16 protein-coding genes are annotated in these 17,786 nt (G+C 45.7%); 10 read left to right on the top strand and 6 right to left on the bottom strand.

Translation table 11 applies throughout. The features are described 5' to 3' along the window. Positions 1–212: 212 nt before the first annotated feature. Positions 213–656 (top strand): META domain-containing protein, encoded by a 444-nt coding sequence (locus MKS89_RS07135; RefSeq protein ID WP_072957288.1) that lies wholly within the window; start codon positions 213–215, stop codon positions 654–656. A 52-nt stretch (positions 657–708) separates the two neighbouring features. Here MKS89_RS07135 and MKS89_RS07130 read toward each other — a convergent pair whose 3' ends face one another. The 3 genes from MKS89_RS07130 to MKS89_RS07120 form a co-directional block, all read right to left on the bottom strand. Beyond that, complete coding sequence (locus MKS89_RS07130) at positions 709–1,641, bottom strand: class I SAM-dependent methyltransferase (protein ID WP_072957285.1); 933 nt, start codon at positions 1,639–1,641, stop codon at positions 709–711. Between the two features lie 7 nt (positions 1,642–1,648). Then, positions 1,649–2,350: a TIGR01621 family pseudouridine synthase gene (locus MKS89_RS07125; protein ID WP_072957282.1), complete on the bottom strand. Its 702-nt coding sequence runs from the start codon at positions 2,348–2,350 to the stop codon at positions 1,649–1,651. 116 nt (positions 2,351–2,466) lie between these two features. Continuing rightward, positions 2,467–3,810, bottom strand: coding sequence for a sodium-dependent transporter (locus MKS89_RS07120; protein WP_072957279.1), 1,344 nt, complete (start codon positions 3,808–3,810; stop codon positions 2,467–2,469). A gap of 627 nt (positions 3,811–4,437) precedes the next feature. On the opposite strand from MKS89_RS07120, the gene MKS89_RS07115 reads away from it, so the two are divergent. The 3 genes from MKS89_RS07115 to MKS89_RS07105 all read left to right on the top strand — a co-directional run bounded on the left by MKS89_RS07115 (position 4,438) and on the right by MKS89_RS07105 (position 9,753). Then, complete coding sequence (locus MKS89_RS07115; protein WP_072957277.1) at positions 4,438–6,606, top strand: methyl-accepting chemotaxis protein; 2,169 nt, start codon at positions 4,438–4,440, stop codon at positions 6,604–6,606. A 410-nt stretch (positions 6,607–7,016) separates the two neighbouring features. Then, entirely contained in the window at positions 7,017–8,471 is a 1,455-nt protein-coding gene (gene cls / locus MKS89_RS07110; RefSeq protein WP_072957274.1) for a cardiolipin synthase, read from the top strand. Positions 8,472–8,553: 82 nt separating this feature from the next. After that, a complete protein-coding gene (locus tag MKS89_RS07105) occupies positions 8,554–9,753 on the top strand; it encodes a cystathionine beta-lyase (RefSeq protein ID WP_072957271.1) in 1,200 nt (399 codons plus the stop codon). A gap of 100 nt (positions 9,754–9,853) precedes the next feature. Here MKS89_RS07105 and pspC read toward each other — a convergent pair whose 3' ends face one another. Genes pspC through pspA form a run of 3 tightly spaced genes read right to left on the bottom strand, consistent with a single transcriptional unit; the run spans position 9,854 to position 11,155 of the window. Further along, complete coding sequence (gene pspC / locus MKS89_RS07100) at positions 9,854–10,246, bottom strand: envelope stress response membrane protein PspC (RefSeq protein WP_106406935.1); 393 nt, start codon at positions 10,244–10,246, stop codon at positions 9,854–9,856. Then, positions 10,233–10,472 (bottom strand): envelope stress response membrane protein PspB, encoded by a 240-nt coding sequence (pspB, locus tag MKS89_RS07095; protein ID WP_021020437.1) that lies wholly within the window; start codon positions 10,470–10,472, stop codon positions 10,233–10,235. Before pspB ends, pspC begins: the two co-directional genes overlap by 14 nt. Positions 10,473–10,474: 2 nt before the next feature. Beyond that, positions 10,475–11,155, bottom strand: a complete 681-nt coding sequence (gene pspA, locus MKS89_RS07090) for a phage shock protein PspA (protein WP_072957265.1) — start codon at positions 11,153–11,155, stop codon at positions 10,475–10,477. Between the two features lie 205 nt (positions 11,156–11,360). Here pspA and pspF point away from each other — a divergent pair, with 205 nt between their 5' ends. The 6 genes from pspF (at position 11,361) to MKS89_RS07060 (ending at position 17,771) form a co-directional block, all read left to right on the top strand. After that, complete coding sequence (gene pspF / locus MKS89_RS07085) at positions 11,361–12,401, top strand: phage shock protein operon transcriptional activator (RefSeq protein WP_072957262.1); 1,041 nt, start codon at positions 11,361–11,363, stop codon at positions 12,399–12,401. Positions 12,402–12,523: 122 nt separating this feature from the next. After that, on the top strand, positions 12,524–14,146 hold the full coding sequence (sapA, locus tag MKS89_RS07080; protein WP_072957260.1) for an ABC transporter substrate-binding protein SapA: 1,623 nt from the start codon (positions 12,524–12,526) through the stop codon (positions 14,144–14,146). Then, the gene (locus tag MKS89_RS07075; RefSeq protein ID WP_072957258.1) at positions 14,146–15,108 is read left to right on the top strand and encodes an ABC transporter permease; all 963 of its coding nucleotides are present in this window, start codon (positions 14,146–14,148) and stop codon (positions 15,106–15,108) included. The genes sapA and MKS89_RS07075 overlap by 1 nt, the downstream gene beginning before the upstream one ends. Then, positions 15,095–15,982 (top strand): ABC transporter permease subunit, encoded by an 888-nt coding sequence (locus MKS89_RS07070; RefSeq protein WP_072957255.1) that lies wholly within the window; start codon positions 15,095–15,097, stop codon positions 15,980–15,982. Before MKS89_RS07075 ends, MKS89_RS07070 begins: the two co-directional genes overlap by 14 nt. Continuing rightward, on the top strand, positions 15,982–16,977 hold the full coding sequence (locus MKS89_RS07065) for a peptide ABC transporter ATP-binding protein (protein WP_072957252.1): 996 nt from the start codon (positions 15,982–15,984) through the stop codon (positions 16,975–16,977). Before MKS89_RS07070 ends, MKS89_RS07065 begins: the two co-directional genes overlap by 1 nt. Continuing rightward, positions 16,974–17,771, top strand: a complete 798-nt coding sequence (locus MKS89_RS07060; RefSeq protein ID WP_072957250.1) for a peptide ABC transporter ATP-binding protein — start codon at positions 16,974–16,976, stop codon at positions 17,769–17,771. Before MKS89_RS07065 ends, MKS89_RS07060 begins: the two co-directional genes overlap by 4 nt. The last annotated feature ends 15 nt before the right edge of the window (positions 17,772–17,786 follow it).

Genomic DNA, 17,786 nt, shown 5'->3' with positions numbered 1-17,786 from the left:
TTGCACTCCGGTGATTGAAATATCAAAATCCTTCTTTACAATCCCGTTGGGAGTTGATTAACTTCGCCAAATTGTATTTGCATATCATGACGCGTCCTTTCGACGCTCAAACAAAGGTTACCGGATATATTCTTTGGGTATCCAGATTGACTGTGAATCTATATGCAAAAAGAATAACAACGTCACAATTTTAACAATCAAAGGTTGGTTATATGAAGCTTAGTTCAAAGGCTATCGTCACAACAATCACATTCACAGCTTTAGTTGGCTTGGCAGGATGCGCGAGTAAAGATAAGCCAATCCAGCTGTCTGAACTGCAAACCCCTCAGTGGCATCTGGTTGAGTTGGATGGCAAAGCTTTGGAACGCCCGAAAGGAAAAAAAGCACCATCGCTACATGTTGATCAAAAAATGACAGCAACGGGGCTGGCGGGTTGTAATGATTATGTCGGTGAAGTTGACATCGATGTGGATTCACATGAGTTCAGAATTACCCATTTGAACTCAACGATGAAATTATGCCTGAAAAAAGAAATAGCACTCAATAATACGATTATATCAACGCTCTCCGAATGGAGCCGTATCGACATAGATAAAAACAAGCTGACCTTGAAAGGCGAAAAACATACCCTTGTATTTGAGGCTCAGAGCAAGTAACGATGCGCTCCCGGTGGCAATCCCACCGGGAACCACCGTGTCAGATTTCGCTTCAATGGAATACAAGTGCTTTCAGTCCAGACTCCGGATCGACATCCGCAAATTCAGGTGGATTCTCTAAACGATGGCTAAGCGTCAGTGTCGGCGCTTCTTCACGCATACTCTGAATCAGAAAATCACTTGGAACCATCGGTGCATTAACACAAGCAAGCACCTGCCCCTCTTCCGCTAACCAATCCTTCAAACGCCTTAAAATTTTCCGATAGTCTTTGGTCAGCGCGAAGCTACCTTTCTGAAACGTCGGAGGATCAATGACGATTAAATCATATGGGCCATATTTTTTGATTTTTCCCCATGATTTCAACAAATCATGCGCCAAAAAATGAACACGACTCACATCATGCTGATTGAGAAGATGGTTGTCCCGCCCTTTCGCCAATGAAGACTTTGCCATATCCAGATTGACGACTTGGTCAGCGCCCCCCGCAATCGCAGCGACAGAAAAGCCACAGGTATAAGCGAAAAGGTTCAACACCTTCTTGCCTGCCGCCTGCTCTTTCACCCAGCGTCGCCCATAACGCATATCGAGAAACAGACCACAGTTCTGGTTCCGACCAATATCCAGTTGATACTTTAAGCCATCCTCGATGGCAACCGGATGTGGGTTCAGCGTTCCCCACAGCACTTCAGCCGGTGCACCTTGTGCATAACGATGCTGGAGTACAATACTTTTTCCACTGCATTGTTGCCAATCCGCTTGTCGTGTCAACTCAAGTAACCCTTGACGTAACAAATGCATAAAATGTTCATCTGGCGCTTTAAAAAGACTCACCACCAGTTGCTGTGCTAACCAGTCTGCCGTCAGTTGCTCCAACCCCGGCCAGCATCGCCCCCGGCCATGAAACAGGCGTCTGATTTCAAATAATTCAGGTTCAAGTTGCTGCTCAAGATGTTGAAAAAAAGCTGTTAGTTGATTGCTATCCATCATAAATTCAAGGCTTTCGTTTAATTTTAGGCCAATCGAGTAACCACGGTTCAGACCACATTTCAATGCCGTGGACAATCGCAGGCTCCCGCCACTTCTCACCCATGACATCATCATGTCTCGGATCACAAATAAACTGATGCCATTCACCGGCATACGGAAATGCCAAGGCGTAAGCATGTAAATAACCACGATCCGCATCATGACGATTGTGATAAATGGGATCACCGACAATTGCAGCACCAATCGACTTCAATGCAACTCGGATTTGGTGGGTTTTCCCCGTCAAGGGACGGCAAATAAACAGGCGCTCCCCTTGTTCACCAGCGGTCGAAAAAAACTGAGTGATTGCCGGATTGGTTTGCGCAGTCGTCAGCATCCATCCGGAACGACGGGAACGGACCATATCACCACAAATGATCCCCTGCTTCTTCTTCGGCTTTTTACTGCCAATCGCCAAATAGTATTTCTCAACCGTCCGTTCGGCAAAACAGGTTGATAACGCTCGGGCTGCATCAGCAGAGCGCGCCAACAGCAACAGACCCGATGTCATCTTGTCTAGCCGGTGAACCAGATAAAGCGGTTCACCTCCCAGTTGACGACTGACTTCATGGACAAGCATGGTGTCTCCATCGTCTTTATGGACCGAAACACCGGGATATTTGTGGATTAACACAAAATCAGAATGAACGAATAATATACGAAACATGGCATCCTCCACATCAGGCGGTGGAGTATAGAGGGAAAGTGTGAGAAACAAAACCGACAGTCATAAAAACACCTTCCCGAAGGAAGGTGTTTTCTCTGGAAATCTCAGCAGAATGATTAGATTAATGGATAAGCAAACACCATGATGATCGCAACCGGACAAATAAAACGAACGTACCACGGCCAAACTTTCCAAAAGAAGCCTTGTTCGATCTCCGGATAACCTTGCTTAATCTCATTGAGCAGCTTATTCCGGTTCCAAATCCATCCAACCACAACGGCCCAAGCGGCACCAAGCAATGGCTGCATATAAACCGTCGTTATATCAGCAACTAAACCAAAAAGCTGACCAAAATTGAGACAAATCACCATGCTAATCAACAGGATCAAACCACCGATCAACCACGTCGCTTTTGAACGCCCCCACCCAAGCTCATCCTGAGCACAGGAAACCGGGACTTCAAGCATCGAAATTGCAGACGTAAGGGCCGCAATGACCATCAAAACAAAAAAGCCGAATCCGAGTAATACCCCGATATTCCCCATGGTCTCAAACATAGCAGGCAACACTTTAAACACTAAATCACCGGAACTTTTCAGTGCACCGCTTTCCGTAAAAATATCGACACCATTATTTTTCGCAACATACATCGCCGGTAAAATCAGCAATCCGGCTGAGAAAGCAACACCGGTATCAATCGAAGCAACTTGCGCTGCGACCTTGGGAAGGCTGACATCTTTCTTCAGATACGAGCCATAAACCATCATTGAACCGCATCCCAGTGACAGAGAGAAAAATGCCTGCCCCATAGCATCAACAAACAATCCACCGTGCAGTTGAGACAGATCGGGTACCAGATACATTTTCAGCCCTTCCATCGCACCGTCTTGGGTAAAGATGTACAGGATCATCACCGCAAATAAGACGAATAACAAAGGCATCAACCGTGTTGACCAGCGCTCAATACCATCAGCAACACCTCGCAACACAACCAAAATCGTTAATAAAGAAAAAATAACTGTAAAAATTAAATTACGTGACACACCAAAATCCACTAACCAACTTGAGGTTTGATGAAAACCAGCCAAATCAATCGCCGGAGCGATGGCATAGCTGACCAACCAACCCGCAAGAATGGAATAGAAGCTCAGGATAAATGACGCGGTCACAATCGCTATCAATCCAAACCCACCGGCAACTGCACGATTTTTAGTCCAGATTGATTTTAAGGAGGAAATCGGGTTTGCCTGCCCATAGCGTCCGATAGTCAGTTCAGCCACAAGCATTGGAAATGCTAGCAAAAAGACCATCACAAGATAGATAACCAAAAAAGCAGCTCCCCCATTACTGGCCGCTTTGGTGGGAAATCCCCAGACATTCCCCAGACCGACCGCTGAACCAGCCGCCGCCATAATAAAGCCAAGTTTCGAAGAAAAATGACCTCTTGTATTACTTGCCATATGTTTTATACCAATTTTTATGCCAATATTGTGTTTACACTGAATCGAACCAGATGAGTGTAAAATAAAATGTACACCTAATAAAAATTATGCTGATTCGCAAAGCGTGGCAAGTAAAACAGTTTGTCCCTATGATTGGAAGTCCAAACGGTCTTATTTATTGATAGAGTCCTACTTTGTCGAGTTACATGCTGTTTTTTTGACCAACCCCCTTATAATTCATCTCTGATTTAACAAAATAACAACAAGAAAATCCCGTCAGAAACCTCATCCATAAAAAACAGATATCAATGACATCGAATCACATCTGCAAAATTATGTATCACGAAAACATTCATCTATGATTAGGTAGAACTTGAGGTTTTTACCATCAGGGCTGTCGGCTAGGACAATCATCGATTCATAATTCATACAACAACTGTAATCCGATTGAGATCCATTAGGCTATATTCATGTTTATGCTTATCCAATCAATGAAGAGCGGTTCTTTCTTTGATGAGTGAAACCAAAACTGAGGACATGAATTTTCATCTGAAATGTCATGTTGCAAACAACTGAGTAAAATTGGTTCACATGGAGGCAGGCGTATACCAAGTTAAATTGGGATAATAATTCAGGGAAGCCTTTATGACATTTAAATCGATTCAAACCAAGATAGCGCTCACCGCAGGTATCTGTTTATTTATTACTTCTGGCATCTTAGTCGGATATGGCGTTTATTCTGCGTCAACCACACAGCAATTGGTTTCTCAACAAGTATCGACCATTGTCAAAACAATCACGATTAGTGAATTAGAAGCAACTGCCGCCAAGTATGCCCAATCGATTAGTCGACGTCTTGAAAAAGGCCTCAATGCAGCCCGGACATTAGCAGAGGTCGCGTCTGCTTCGAAGGCCTACGAAGATGACAATCGGGCCGTATTACTCAACCGACAATCGTTCAATGATATGTTGTTGGCTATTTTGAAGAATAACCCTGATCTCAATGGCTCATATAGTTGCTGGGCACCAAACGCTTTCGACAACCAAGACTATCTCAATGCAAACAGCCTGAATGGTAATAATGAAGAAACCGGGCGTTATACGCCGTACTGGACTCGCGATCAATCCGGTAAAATTGAAGTTCAGCCACTAGTCGAATATGACTCGACAGAACCTCATCCGAATGGCGTTATCAAAGGTGCCTGGTATCAGGTCCCGGAAAAAACATTGCATGAAACAGTCACCGCACCACTACCTTATGTGGTTCAAGGCAAGAATGTCTGGCTGGCAACTTTATCTGCCCCTGTCATTGTCAATGGCGAGTTCAAAGGGGTTGTGGGCACCGATTACAACCTCGATTTTGTCCAGCAACTCAGCCAGCAAATTTCTTCTAAACTGTATGATGGTCATTCTCAAATCTCAATTCTGACAGATTCAGGGTTGGTCATCGCAGACAGTCAGAAACCAGAGTTCATTGGCAAATCCATTGATGGATTATTCGGTGCGAAGAGCGCCCAAGTCATGGACGTGATTCAACAGAAACAGCCGTTAACGCATGCCGATGATCAAGATAATCTCATCGAAGTCTATGTACCGATTTCTTTAGGTCATAGTGGCGTCACTTGGTTTATTCTGATTCGTGTCGATCAGGGGTTGGTGCTAGAAAATGTGCACCAACTTTCCCAAGAGCTTGCAGACAACAATCAAGAGAACATGACTTGGCAAATTATCATTGGCTTAGGGATTACAATCCTTGCAATTGGTGCCTTGTTCCTGATGGCCAGAACACTGGCACGACCAATTTTGGCGGCAGTGAATATGGCTCAGTCAATTGCGAGTGGTCAGTTCCACAGTCGTCTGAATTATCATTCAGCCGATGAAGTCGGTCAGTTATCCAACGCACTCGACAACATGGCGGATAGCCTGCAAAAACAAGTGTCAGTGGCTGAGCAAATCTCCCGTGGAGACCTTAACCTCACCGTTGAACTTGCATCTGAACAAGATCAACTCGGTCATGCCCTGACACAAATGGTCAATGATTTGAATACATTGGTCAGTCAAATCAATCACCGTTCAGGTGTGATTACTCAAAATGCCGATGCCATTGCCGGACTGAGTCAAGATTTAGCCAATGGTGCGACCAATTCAGCTTCGTCCGTCACGGAGATCAGTGCCACCATCGCCCAGATCACAGCACAGATCAAAGAAAGTTCAGGCCATGCGGAACAAGCCAGTAACTTGTCACAACAATCACTACAATCCGCTGAAAATGGCAATGAACTGATGGCTGAACTCAGAAGCGCGATGCAAGAAATCGAATCATCGGGAAATGATATCAACCATATCATTCAATCGATTGAAGAGATTGCTGAACAGACGAATTTACTGGCACTGAATGCGGCGATTGAAGCGGCTCGTGCCGGAGAACAAGGCCGTGGTTTTGCGGTCGTCGCCGATGAAGTACGCCAGTTAGCTTCCCGCAGTGCACAAGCTGTACAGCAAACGGCTACGCTCATCGAAACCTCAGCGCAAAGAACCAAACGCGGGATTCAACTCTCTGAACAAACCGCAGCAGCGTTGGACAAAATCGTACAAAGTATTAGTGAAGTCTCAGCGTTAGTGAATGGGATTGCTCAGGCAGCGATAGAACAGGCAACCGGTGCGGAACAGATCAATTTAGGCATCCATCAGATTGATGAAGTAACACATCAAAACACCACAAATTCAGAGCAGTGTGCTCAGTCCGCTCAGGAACTCACCGAACAATCCGAACAGCTCAACGGTTTAATTCAGCAATTTAAACTCAGAAACTAACCCCTCTGGGAGGAAGATATACCCAAGTAACCTCAAGATGCAGGATTCAGAGTGTCTTCAATCGGCGTCATTCAAGGAAAATGTCGGCAGGAATGGCCTTCCCATTTCAATGGCATTTGACGCAGAAAGGCGCTGATTGAAGCACTCCCGAAGGGCGAGTTCACTGAACTCAGAGACTGTGTTAGAGATTCTCGCCATAGAATGGCTATGACTCAAATCTCTGCCTTGCCTCTGAGCCCAGTGATTCTCGCTGAAACTGCCTCTTGAGGTCATTTGGGTATAAAAATATCAACACCAAGCCCCCACGCCTATCAATTGTAACAATTGATAGGCGTGGGGGAATCTTGCTTCCCTAAACGATACTTTCACATTAATATCCATGAAGAGATAACACGGATATACAAGGGTATATGGATAAAATTTATCACATCCTCACTTTAGTCGGCATTGGTATCTATTGGTTACTGGTCGCACTTGTGACATTTCGAATCGTCTTTAAAAAAAGAGCGGTCAGCGTCTCTCTGGCCTGGCTGATGGTGATCTATATTCTGCCGATTCTTGGTGTTTTCTGCTATTTCCTCTTCGGAGAGCTCAATCTTGGCAGAAAAAGGGCTGAGCTCGCCAAAGCGATGTCACCTTCTTTCGGTGAATGGTTTACCCAATTGAATCACTGCCAGGCTCATATTACCGAAAATATGGGCGCCCACATCTATAAGATCGATGAACTCTGTAATCATCGTATGGGGATTCCGGCTCTCAGTGGCAACACGCTGGCGCTACAGCGCGATCCGAAGGTCATTCTGAATTCAATCATTGCCGATATTGAACAAGCACAGCGTTCTATTCGCATGGTTTTTTATATATGGCATGTAGGTGGTCTGGCAGATGCCGTCGCCTCAAGTCTGATTCAGGCAGTGAAACGGGGTGTCGATGTCAAAATACTGCTAGACTCTGCGGGTAGCCACCGCTTTATCAAAAGTCACTGGTACCAAATGATGACCGATGCCGGCGTTCAGATCGTTCAGGCACTGGAAGTCCGTCCGTGGCGTATTTTTCTGCATCGTCTTGATCTCCGCCAACACCGAAAAATTATTGTGATCGATGATATGGTGGCTTATACAGGCTCAATGAATCTGGTCGATCCGGCGTTTTTCAAACAGGACTCCGGGGTCGGTCAGTGGATTGATATTATGGTCCGTCTCACAGGACCGACCGTGAATGTGCTGGCAGCGATTCACTGCTGGGATTGGGAATTTGAAACCGGCGTCAGGGAGTTTCCGCTAGTTCCCCAGTGTCGCATTGATGACGGTTTACCACGCCATCCGATTCAGGTCGTCCCATCCGGACCGGGAATGCCCGAGTACTTGATTTCTCAGGCACTGATCCTCGCGATTCATCAGTCCAATGAGTCCATCAGAATCACCACCCCTTATTTCGTGCCCAGTTCTGAGCTGCTCTCAGCGCTGAAAACCGCGGCCCAACGGGGAATCAGCATTGATCTCATCATTCCCCATAAGAATGACTCAACCATGGTCAAATGGGCATCTCGCTCTTTCTACGGTGAGTTGCTCGACATCGGTATCGCCATCTATGAGTTTTATGGTGGTCTGCTCCACACTAAATCCGTTGTTATCGATCAACAGTTTTGTCTGGTTGGTACCGTCAATATGGATATGCGGAGCCTATGGTTAAATTTTGAAGTCACACTGGCTGTTGATGATATTGAATTCACCCAAAAGCTATCGCAATTACAGGATGAATATATTGAGCAGTCCTATCCCGTGACGGATGAAGAATGGCAAAACCGGCCCCATTACAACCGGCTTCTAGAACGGATTTTCTACCTTTTTAATCCATTATTGTGAGTTTTTTTATTCTCAGGGTTGAATGCATATCTCTCCCATGTTTTAAATAAATAATCACTGAATTCACCTCAAAGGACTTTGCATGTCAGAAGGAAGAAAAACGAAGTTTGTGACCACGGGTCGTAAGAAAGAATGGACGCAAGGCGCGGTGAACCCGCCAGTACAACGCGCCTCTTCTATTATTTTCGATTCCGTCGCCGCCAAAAATCACGCAACGATCAACCGAACGAATAAAACATTGTTCTATGGTCGTCGTGGTACCAATACACATTTTGCGTTTCAAGAGGCCATGACCGATATCGAAGGGGGCGTCGGATGCGCACTGTATCCTTGTGGTGCGGCAGCCATTACCAATACAATTCTCTCATTTGTGTCTACCGGTGATCACATCCTGATGGTCGATACTTGTTACGAACCGACCCGCGATTTCTGCGAAACCATCATGAAAAAGATGGGGATTGAAACCACCTATTACGATCCGCTAATCGGTGAAGACATTGAATCCCTGATTCGCCCGAATACGAAGATTCTATTTACCGAATCTCCCGGCTCAATCACGATGGAAGTTCAGGACATCCCGACTCTATCGCGGATTGCTCATGCGCATGACATTATCGTGATTCTCGATAACACTTGGGCCGCAGGCGTGAACTTTTCACCCTTTGAACACGGTGTGGATATCTCAGTCCAGGCTGCCACTAAATATATTGTCGGTCACTCTGATAGCATGTTGGGCACCGCTGTTGCCAATGAAAAATGTTGGGAGCAACTGCGGGAACAAAGCTATTTGATGGGTCAATGCGTCTCCCCTGACGATGCTTATTTGGGATTGCGCGGTATCCGGACACTAGATGTCCGACTCAAACAGCACGCTCAAAACAGTTTGAAAGTGGCTCGCTGGCTGGCAGAACGCCCGGAAGTGGATCACGTCCGTCATCCGGGACTGGAAACATGTCCGGGGCATGAATATTTCCAACGGGATTTTACCGGAGGAAACGGTTTGTTCTCGTTTGTATTGAAAACCAGTCATCCTCATGCAACAACCGCTTTGCTCGATCATATGCAACATTTCAGTATGGGGTATTCATGGGGTGGGTTTGAAAGTCTTATTCTTGCCAATGAACCGAAAAGCTTCAATACATTACGCACGGTTGCGCATCCAAACTTTACCGGAACGCTGATTCGTATTCACATCGGCCTCGAAGATCCCGATGATTTAATTGCTGATCTAGAAGCGGGTCTTCAACGTTATCAGGAAGCACTCGACGCTCTCTCAGCCTGATAACATCAACACCACCGTAAAGATGGTACTCTCCGGTGTTTGAAATATTCAACACCGGAGACGCTCTGGATAAATTGCCAGCCTTATTTCTGGCAACCACTTATAAATCCCGAAAGGCCTTATTGACTTTAAATGCATCGGATGTCACATAAGCCTCAATCTGACAGACTTTGACTTCAACCTTATCAAGCTCCTGCGATAAATTATGGAGTAGCTGGTGAGCGGAAGCCCCCTGCTTCCAGGGGCGGCTTTTCAGCTTATGCTCACGCTGCATCTGAACGGTCTGATCGTAATCTTCCGGTTGTTTTTCCAACATCAAGCTGAGCGCAATGTAAGCTAGAATCACCAGAAAGCCGCCACCCAACAACGTGGCTGACAAAACAATGATTCTGACCAACCAGACTTCCAGCTCAAAATAGTTGGCAACGCCGGCACACACACCTGATATTTTGCCATGGCGAGGATCCCGATACAGGGATTTACGCACCGTCATAATGTGACCTCCAATTTGGCGTTTCATCATCTAGAATTTTTTCTAACGTATGAACACGCTGTTGTAGAGAATCCGCTTTTGCCGACAAAGCCGCCAACTGTTCATAATCTTCCTGACTCAAACCACTCTCCGAACGTTTTTTGCTTCGATAGTGAAGAATCAGCCATAAAGGTGCCACCACCACCATAAAGACGATCAGTGGTACGGACACAAGCATCACTAACATAGTTATTCCTTATTCTGACTCATTTTTTTCAGCGCCTGTTTCAACTTCGCCAGCTCGCTGTCAATTTCATCCTGGGCCTGAAGATCGGCAAACTCTTGCTCTAAGGTCTTCCCTTGCCCGGTTTGATCGTAAATATCCGCTTCAGCTTCGAGCTCATCGACACGTCTTGAGAACTGATCAAACTTTGCCAGCGTTTCATCGGTACGGTTGCGCTGCAAATGCTTTTGCACATCACGACGCTTCCCTGCAGTCTGCGCCCGAATCATCATCGCTTTCTGTTTGGCTCTGGTTTCGGTAATTTTAGTTTCTAACTTGGTGATTTCATCCGCCAGTTTATCCATGGTCTCTTCAACCAACGTAAACTCTGTTTTTAAACCTTTCACCGTATCCTGCAACTTCTGCTTTTCTATCAGCGCGGCGCGGGCCAGATCTTCTCGCTCTTTCGCCAGTGCCAGAGATGCTTTTTGTGTCCACTCTTCAATCTGACTGTCGAGAGACTCTATTTTTCTCAACAGCTCTTTTTTATCTGCCAGCACCTTGGCAGAGTGGCTGCGAACTTCAACCAACGTGTCTTCCATTTCCTGAATAATCAGACGAATCATTTTTTCAGGGTCTTCTGCTTTATCAAGTAATGCACTGATATTGGAATTTACAATATCTGCAAATCGGGAAAAAATACCCATATGACGTTTCCTCTTGTTTACATGGTCTGTTCATACAATATGCTTGTTCAGACGATACAAAACCTGTGCCATATTTAAAAATTCATAATAATCAGATAATTAACATCTATCAGGATCATTTCTCTTCACAGCGTTTGTATTTATGACCACTTTTTGGTTAATCTGACCATTATTTGATGATTGAAACTGCTTATTGGAACAGCCCATGAAAATTAACCTGATTGGTGAATCCCCTCATTTTCTGGCCGTGCTGGAAAAAGCGTCTCATCTGGCTCAAATCAATCGACCGGTCTTAATTTTAGGGGAACGAGGAACCGGTAAAGAACTGATTGCCCAACGTATCCATTATTTGTCCCAACGATGGGAACACCCGATGATTTCTCTCAATTGTGCGGCTCTTGCCGAAGGTGTGATTGACTCCGAACTGTTCGGTCATGAAGCCGGTGCTTTTACCGGTTCAAAAGGACGTCACCAAGGGCGCTTTGAACGGGCAGAACATGGCAGCCTGTTTCTTGATGAGCTGGCAGCAGCACCGCTGAATGTCCAAGAGAAGCTGCTACGGGTGATTGAATATGGGGAGTATGAACGTGTGGGTGGTTCAAAAACACTCAAGACTGATGTCCGCCTGATTTGTGCGACCAATGGTGATTTATTATCTATGGCCGGACGTCACGAATTTCGTGCAGATTTATTAGATCGATTAGCCTTTGATATTATTCACCTACCACCGCTCCGGGAAAGAACAGAAGATATTTTACTGCTTGCCGAGCACTACGCCATACGGATGTGTCATGAGATTGAACGCCCCTACTTTGCCGGATTCAGTCAACCAGCACGAGACCAATTACTGGACTATCACTGGCCCGGAAACATCCGCGAATTAAAAAATGTAGTTGAGCGCGCGGTCTATCAGCATCGTTCAGTCGATGATCCGATTGACGACTTAGTGCTGGATCCATTTCAGTGTCAGTGGCAGCAACCACCGTCAGACGACTACGCCTCCGATGAAACAGATGTTCATCCGGCGCAAAACAACCCGGCCAGTCAAGACACTCCTCATGCGAGTGACATTGTATTTCCGCTCAATTTCAGATCGTGGGTAGACACACAAGAGCGCCACGTCATTATGCAAGCACTGACGCAAGCTAAATATAACCAAAAAAATGCCGCTCAGTTGTTAGGACTAAGCTATCATCAACTAAGAGGCCTCATCCGAAAATATCAGCTCATTACTAAAAATGAGTAAGTTATGGATCAATTTCAATGTGTTTTTCATTGGTTCACTCATATAAAAGTGGTAAATTAGCCGCTTGTTTGAGGCAGATTTCTGTGGCTTAGAGAGCCTCGTTTCATATATTCGCTTTTAAAATGAAAATACTGATAAAACTCACCTTGAGTTTCTGCGGTCTGGGACTCTTAACAGGCTGTAATGACCAGAATACCGATCATAGCGAAATCAGACAGACAGGCTTCGTCTACTGTGGGCAGGGGACACCGGATACGTTTAACCCTCAACTGGTTGATAGTGGCATTACTGCAGAATCCCTCGGTCCCCAAATTTATGACACGTTGCTTGTTCTGGATCCTGAAACACAGCGTCCTTCACCGAATCTGGCGGAGCGTTGGACAGTGAATGAACAAGGTACGGTGTATACGTTCTATCTCCGTCATCATGTCGCTTTTCAACAGACGAAATGGTTTAGCCCATCGCGTAATCTGAATGCTGAAGATGTGGTATTTAGCTTTGATCGGATCCTCAGCTCTTACAATCCGTTTCACAATGTCGGAAACAGTCGCTATCCGTGGTTTGCCGGTATTAATTTCAAACATCTGGTCAAAAGTGTTGATGCGTTGGATCCCTATACCGTCCAGTTCACATTACGACGCCCCGACAATAGCTTTCTGGCAAATATCTCTACCACACATGCGGTAATTCTCTCAAAAGAATATGCTGATCAACTGATTTATACCGATGAAAAGTCAATGATTGACACCCACCCCGTCGGGACGGGGCCTTTTTATCTTGATGAAATGCAGGTGAGCGACTTTATCAGACTAAAAAGGCATCCACTCTACTGGAAAGGTCTGCCAAAAATGCAACAGGTCGTGTTTGATATTGCTCAGCGCGGCACAGGCACTCTGGCAAAATTGCTGCGTAATGAGTGTGATGTACTCAGTACACCGATCTCGAGCCAAATTCCGATCATCGAACAGCAAAAGCATATTTCGCTCAGCTCAACACCCGCCATGAATGTGTCTTTTATCGCAGTGAATACAACTCACCCGGCGATCAGTGATCCTCGTGTGCGCAAAGCATTGAGTTTTGCGATTAACCGACAAAATATTTTAGATTCTGTTTATTATGGCACCGGCAGGATTGCCTATAACATTTTGCCCCCGACATCTTGGGCCTATCAAAAAGATGCCGTTCAGGTGCGTTATGATCACAGTTACGCAATCGGACTGTTGCGAGATGCAGGCTTCAGTAACGGATTAGAACTCTCGATGTTGGTTCCGCTCGAACCGACCGCTTATAATCCGAGTCCACGGAAAACCGCAGAGCTCATTCAAGCAAATCTGAAAGATATAGGCATTAAGTTACACCTCATCCCTGAAGAGCGGATTGACCGACAGAATCGCTCCGATTATGCCGATGTTGACTTATATCTGACCGGCTGGTCAGGGCGAACAGGTGATCCGGATAGTTTCCTACGCCCAATTCTCTCCTGTGACGCGAGAGGAGAAGGCATCAATCTATCCAAATGGTGTAATGAAGATTTTGATTTCCTACTGAATCTTGCATTGGAAGTTGACCGTCATCGTTATCGACTCAATCTTTACAAGCAGGCACAAAATATCATTAATCAAGAATTCCCGGTGATTCCGATTGCCCACGGAATGCAATTTAAGGCATATAATAATTCATTGACTGGTTTTCAGCTAAGTCCATTTAATGTGCAGCCTTTCAATATGGTTGAGAGGATAAAATAATGCTTCTCTATACAATCCGTAAATTTAATCTCTTTGTCATCACCTTATTGATTTTAACGTTGGTCGGATACAGCATTCTCAGATTTGATCCATATTCCCATTGGGCACTTGAGAATTTTTGGCAAGGATGGCTCAGTTATGTGTCTGAAATTAGCCAGCTTAATTTCGGCGTCAACCGTTCCGGTACACCCGTCATCGATGAATTAGTGATCGTGTTTCCGGCCACACTGGAACTGTGCCTATTTGCTTTTCTGATTTCATTAACGATTGGTATCCCGATCGGGACAATCGCGGGGATGAAACAAGGAAAGTGGATCGATACCGTGATTTCCTTTGTGTCAATGTGTGGCTACTCAGCACCAATTTATTGGATCGCGCTGATGCTGTTGCTGATCTTTTCACTCAATTACGAAATTTTCCCGGTCTCCGGTCGTTATGACCTACTTTATAATATTAAGCATGTGACAGGATTTGCACTGATTGACGCTTTTCTGTCAAAAAGTGTTTACCGCCCTCAGATTCTACAAAGCGTGATTTCTCATCTGATTCTTCCCTGCACCGTGCTGGCATTGGCTCCGACCACACAGGTGATTCGATTAATGCGAACATCCGTGGCAGACGTCATGAATCAGAACTATATTCGGGTAGCGAGAATTCGCGGCCTCTCACAATATCAAATCATCAGGGAACATGTGCTTCGTAATGCAATTCCGCCGATTATTCCTAAATTCGGGGTTCAACTGTCAACCATGCTGACGTTTGCGATTATCACCGAATCGATCTTTAACTGGCCGGGAATCGGCAGGTGGCTGCTGGATGCTTTAGCCAATGAGGACTTAGTCTCCATTCAGGCCGGCGTTATTTCCGTGTCGACACTGGTACTTACCGCCAACGTTTTATCTGATTTGCTCGGAGCACTCATTAACCCGTTCGTAAGGAAATCTTGGTATGCTAACAAATAACATCTATCAAGAAGAGCATATCCCGACCCCGTTCGAACGGTTCTGGCGGAGTTTTCGTCATAATAATCTGGCAATGTTCGGACTATGGTGCCTGCTGGCTCTGATCCTCATTACTGTGTTTGCACCTTGGATCGCCCCACATGATGCACAAGCACACACCAGTCATTTACTTGTTCCCCCATCTTGGGATCCGGCAGGTTCAGTCGAATACTTTTTTGGTACCGATGATCTTGGCCGGGATATTTTATCCCGCTTAATTGAAGGGACACGACACTCTTTTGGTAATGCCGTGCTCCTGACCATATTCGCCACATGTGTCGGTTCGATTATCGGTATCGCGGCAGGCATGACCTCCGGATTGCTTTCGAGTATTTTGAATCATTTGATGGACACCATCATGTCGATCCCATCTCTCCTGCTCGCCATTATTTTTGTTGCAATTCTCGGGGTTGGTGAATCCAATATTCTGCTGGCAATCGGGCTGGCTCTGATTCCCCGGTTTATTCGCTCAGCCTATACCGCAGTTCACAATGAAGTCGGCAAAGATTACATCATGGCCGCCAGACTGGACGGAGCAAAAGACTTTTATCTGCTGTGGTACTCGATTTTACCCAATATTTTATCGACCATCGTATTAGAGATTAACTTTGCAATGACGGTTGCCATCTTAGATATCACCTCACTTGGTTTTCTAGGATTAGGAGCACAATCATTCACTTCTGAGTGGGGTGCCATTCTGGGAGACTCCGTAGAACTGCTTTATCTCGCGCCTTGGACTGTCGTACTGCCCGGATTGACAATTATGTTTACCGTTATTATTGTCAATCTTGTGGGTGAAGGGGCTCGTCAATCACTCAACGAGGGGGTCGAATAATGCCGATGCTGGATATTCGTCATCTGACGATTGAAATCGATACACCACAAGGGCTCGTCAAAGCAGTTGATCGCATCAGTCTAACCATGAGTGAAGGTGAAATTCGTGGTTTGGTGGGTGAGTCAGGTTCAGGTAAAAGCCTAGTTGCCAAAGCCATTGTCGGTGTGTGTAAAGAGAACTGGCGTATTACTGCTGATCGGATGAGGTTGGGCAATATCGATTTGCTGCAACTGACGCCGCGAGAACGTCGGCGAGTGATTGCCCGCGATATCGCCATGATCTTTCAAGAACCGTCAACGTGCCTTGATCCTTCAGATGAAGTTGGTAAACAGTTGATCGAAGCCATCCCGTCCCATACATTTAAAGGGTCATGGTGGCAACGGTTTTCATGGCGTAAAAAACAGGCTATTGCTTTACTGCATAAAGTTGGGATTAAAGATCACCATCGTATTTTAAAAAGCTATCCCTATGAAATTACCGATGGTGAATGTCAGAAAGTGATGATTGCAATGGCGATTGCCACACAACCCAAACTACTGATAGCAGATGAGCCAACCAATGACCTCGATCCAATCACACAGTCGCAAATACTGCGTCTGTTAAGCCGGATGAATCAGGTGAATAACACCACGATCCTGTTGATCGGACACGACCTGACCACCATTACGCAATGGGCTCATCGTATCACGGTGATGTACTGCGGCCAGTCAATCGAGTCCGCAATGACCAACAATATTTTGGCTACGCCAAAACACCCATATACTGTTGCGCTACTGACAGCCATGCCAGATTTCAGCTCATCGATCCCCCATAAGCAGAAGTTAAACTCATTGCCGGGGTCAATTCCACCACTGCAACATTTACCGATTGGTTGTCGGCTCGGCCCTAGATGTCCCCATGCACAACGCCAATGTGTTAAAATGCCGAAAAGCCGCTGGATTAAAAATCATAAATACTCCTGCCACTATCCGCTGAATATGGAAGAGACACAATGACGATTCCTCTGTTAGAAGTTTCTGATTTATCGAAAACTTTTATTACTCGTCCCAGCTTATTTAAGAAGAAAATTCATCATGCTGTCGAGCCGGTAGATTTTACGTTGGAAGTTGGTCAAACCATTGGATTCATCGGACAAAACGGTTCGGGCAAGTCAACGCTTGCTCGGATGTTATCAGGTATGGTCGAACCGACAACGGGAGAAATCCGGGTGAATGGCGAACGTCTGGAGCATAGAGATTATGCGACCCGGTGTAAGCTCATCCGCATGATCTTTCAAGATCCAAATACATCGCTGAATCCGAAAATTCAGATTGGACGCATTTTGGAAGGTCCGCTGAAACGAAATACAGAAATGTTACCCGAGGCGCGCCTGAAACGGGTTAAAGAGACCTTGTTACGGGTGGGTCTACTCCCCGAACATGCCTATTTCTATCCTCAAATGCTGGCAACCGGACAAAAACAGCGGGTGTGTCTCGCCAGAGCCCTGATTTTGCAGCCATCAATCATTGTTGCCGATGAAGCATTAAATGGTCTGGATATGGCAATGCGCTCGCAGATCATTAATCTGCTGATGGAGTTACAGGAGGAAATGGGCGTGTCTTTCGTCTATGTTTCCCAACACCTTGGCGTGATTAAGCACATTACCGATAAAATCATCGTCATGCACGAAGGTAAGGTGGTCGAATCCGGTTATACTGAACAGGTCCTGTCGAATCCGCAACACATCATCACACAGCGCATGATCGAAAGTCACTTCAGTCGAATCCCTGAGTTCGGGACAGAAGATTAATATGCAATGGCGACT

The sequence above is a fragment of the Vibrio gazogenes genome (assembly GCF_023920225.1).
GTDB lineage: Bacteria > Pseudomonadota > Gammaproteobacteria > Enterobacterales > Vibrionaceae > Vibrio > Vibrio gazogenes.
Note: the sequence above shows the minus strand (reverse complement) of the source record. Positions and strands in the feature narration are given on the sequence as shown.

Coding starts and splice junctions, on each gene's coding strand:
- MKS89_RS07120 (WP_072957279.1), bottom strand. CDS start 3,810: ATGGCAAGTAATACAAGAGGTCATTTTTCTTCGAAACTTGGCTTTATT.
- MKS89_RS07070 (WP_072957255.1), top strand. CDS start 15,095: ATGCTAACAAATAACATCTATCAAGAAGAGCATATCCCGACCCCGTTC.
- sapA (WP_072957260.1), top strand. CDS start 12,524: ATGAAAATACTGATAAAACTCACCTTGAGTTTCTGCGGTCTGGGACTC.
- pspF (WP_072957262.1), top strand. CDS start 11,361: ATGAAAATTAACCTGATTGGTGAATCCCCTCATTTTCTGGCCGTGCTG.
- MKS89_RS07125 (WP_072957282.1), bottom strand. CDS start 2,350: ATGTTTCGTATATTATTCGTTCATTCTGATTTTGTGTTAATCCACAAA.
- MKS89_RS07130 (WP_072957285.1), bottom strand. CDS start 1,641: ATGGATAGCAATCAACTAACAGCTTTTTTTCAACATCTTGAGCAGCAA.
- pspB (WP_021020437.1), bottom strand. CDS start 10,472: ATGTTAGTGATGCTTGTGTCCGTACCACTGATCGTCTTTATGGTGGTG.
- MKS89_RS07115 (WP_072957277.1), top strand. CDS start 4,438: ATGACATTTAAATCGATTCAAACCAAGATAGCGCTCACCGCAGGTATC.
- pspA (WP_072957265.1), bottom strand. CDS start 11,155: ATGGGTATTTTTTCCCGATTTGCAGATATTGTAAATTCCAATATCAGT.
- MKS89_RS07065 (WP_072957252.1), top strand. CDS start 15,982: ATGCCGATGCTGGATATTCGTCATCTGACGATTGAAATCGATACACCA.
- pspC (WP_106406935.1), bottom strand. CDS start 10,246: ATGACGGTGCGTAAATCCCTGTATCGGGATCCTCGCCATGGCAAAATA.
- MKS89_RS07105 (WP_072957271.1), top strand. CDS start 8,554: ATGTCAGAAGGAAGAAAAACGAAGTTTGTGACCACGGGTCGTAAGAAA.
- MKS89_RS07060 (WP_072957250.1), top strand. CDS start 16,974: ATGACGATTCCTCTGTTAGAAGTTTCTGATTTATCGAAAACTTTTATT.
- cls (WP_072957274.1), top strand. CDS start 7,017: ATGGATAAAATTTATCACATCCTCACTTTAGTCGGCATTGGTATCTAT.
- MKS89_RS07135 (WP_072957288.1), top strand. CDS start 213: ATGAAGCTTAGTTCAAAGGCTATCGTCACAACAATCACATTCACAGCT.
- MKS89_RS07075 (WP_072957258.1), top strand. CDS start 14,146: ATGCTTCTCTATACAATCCGTAAATTTAATCTCTTTGTCATCACCTTA.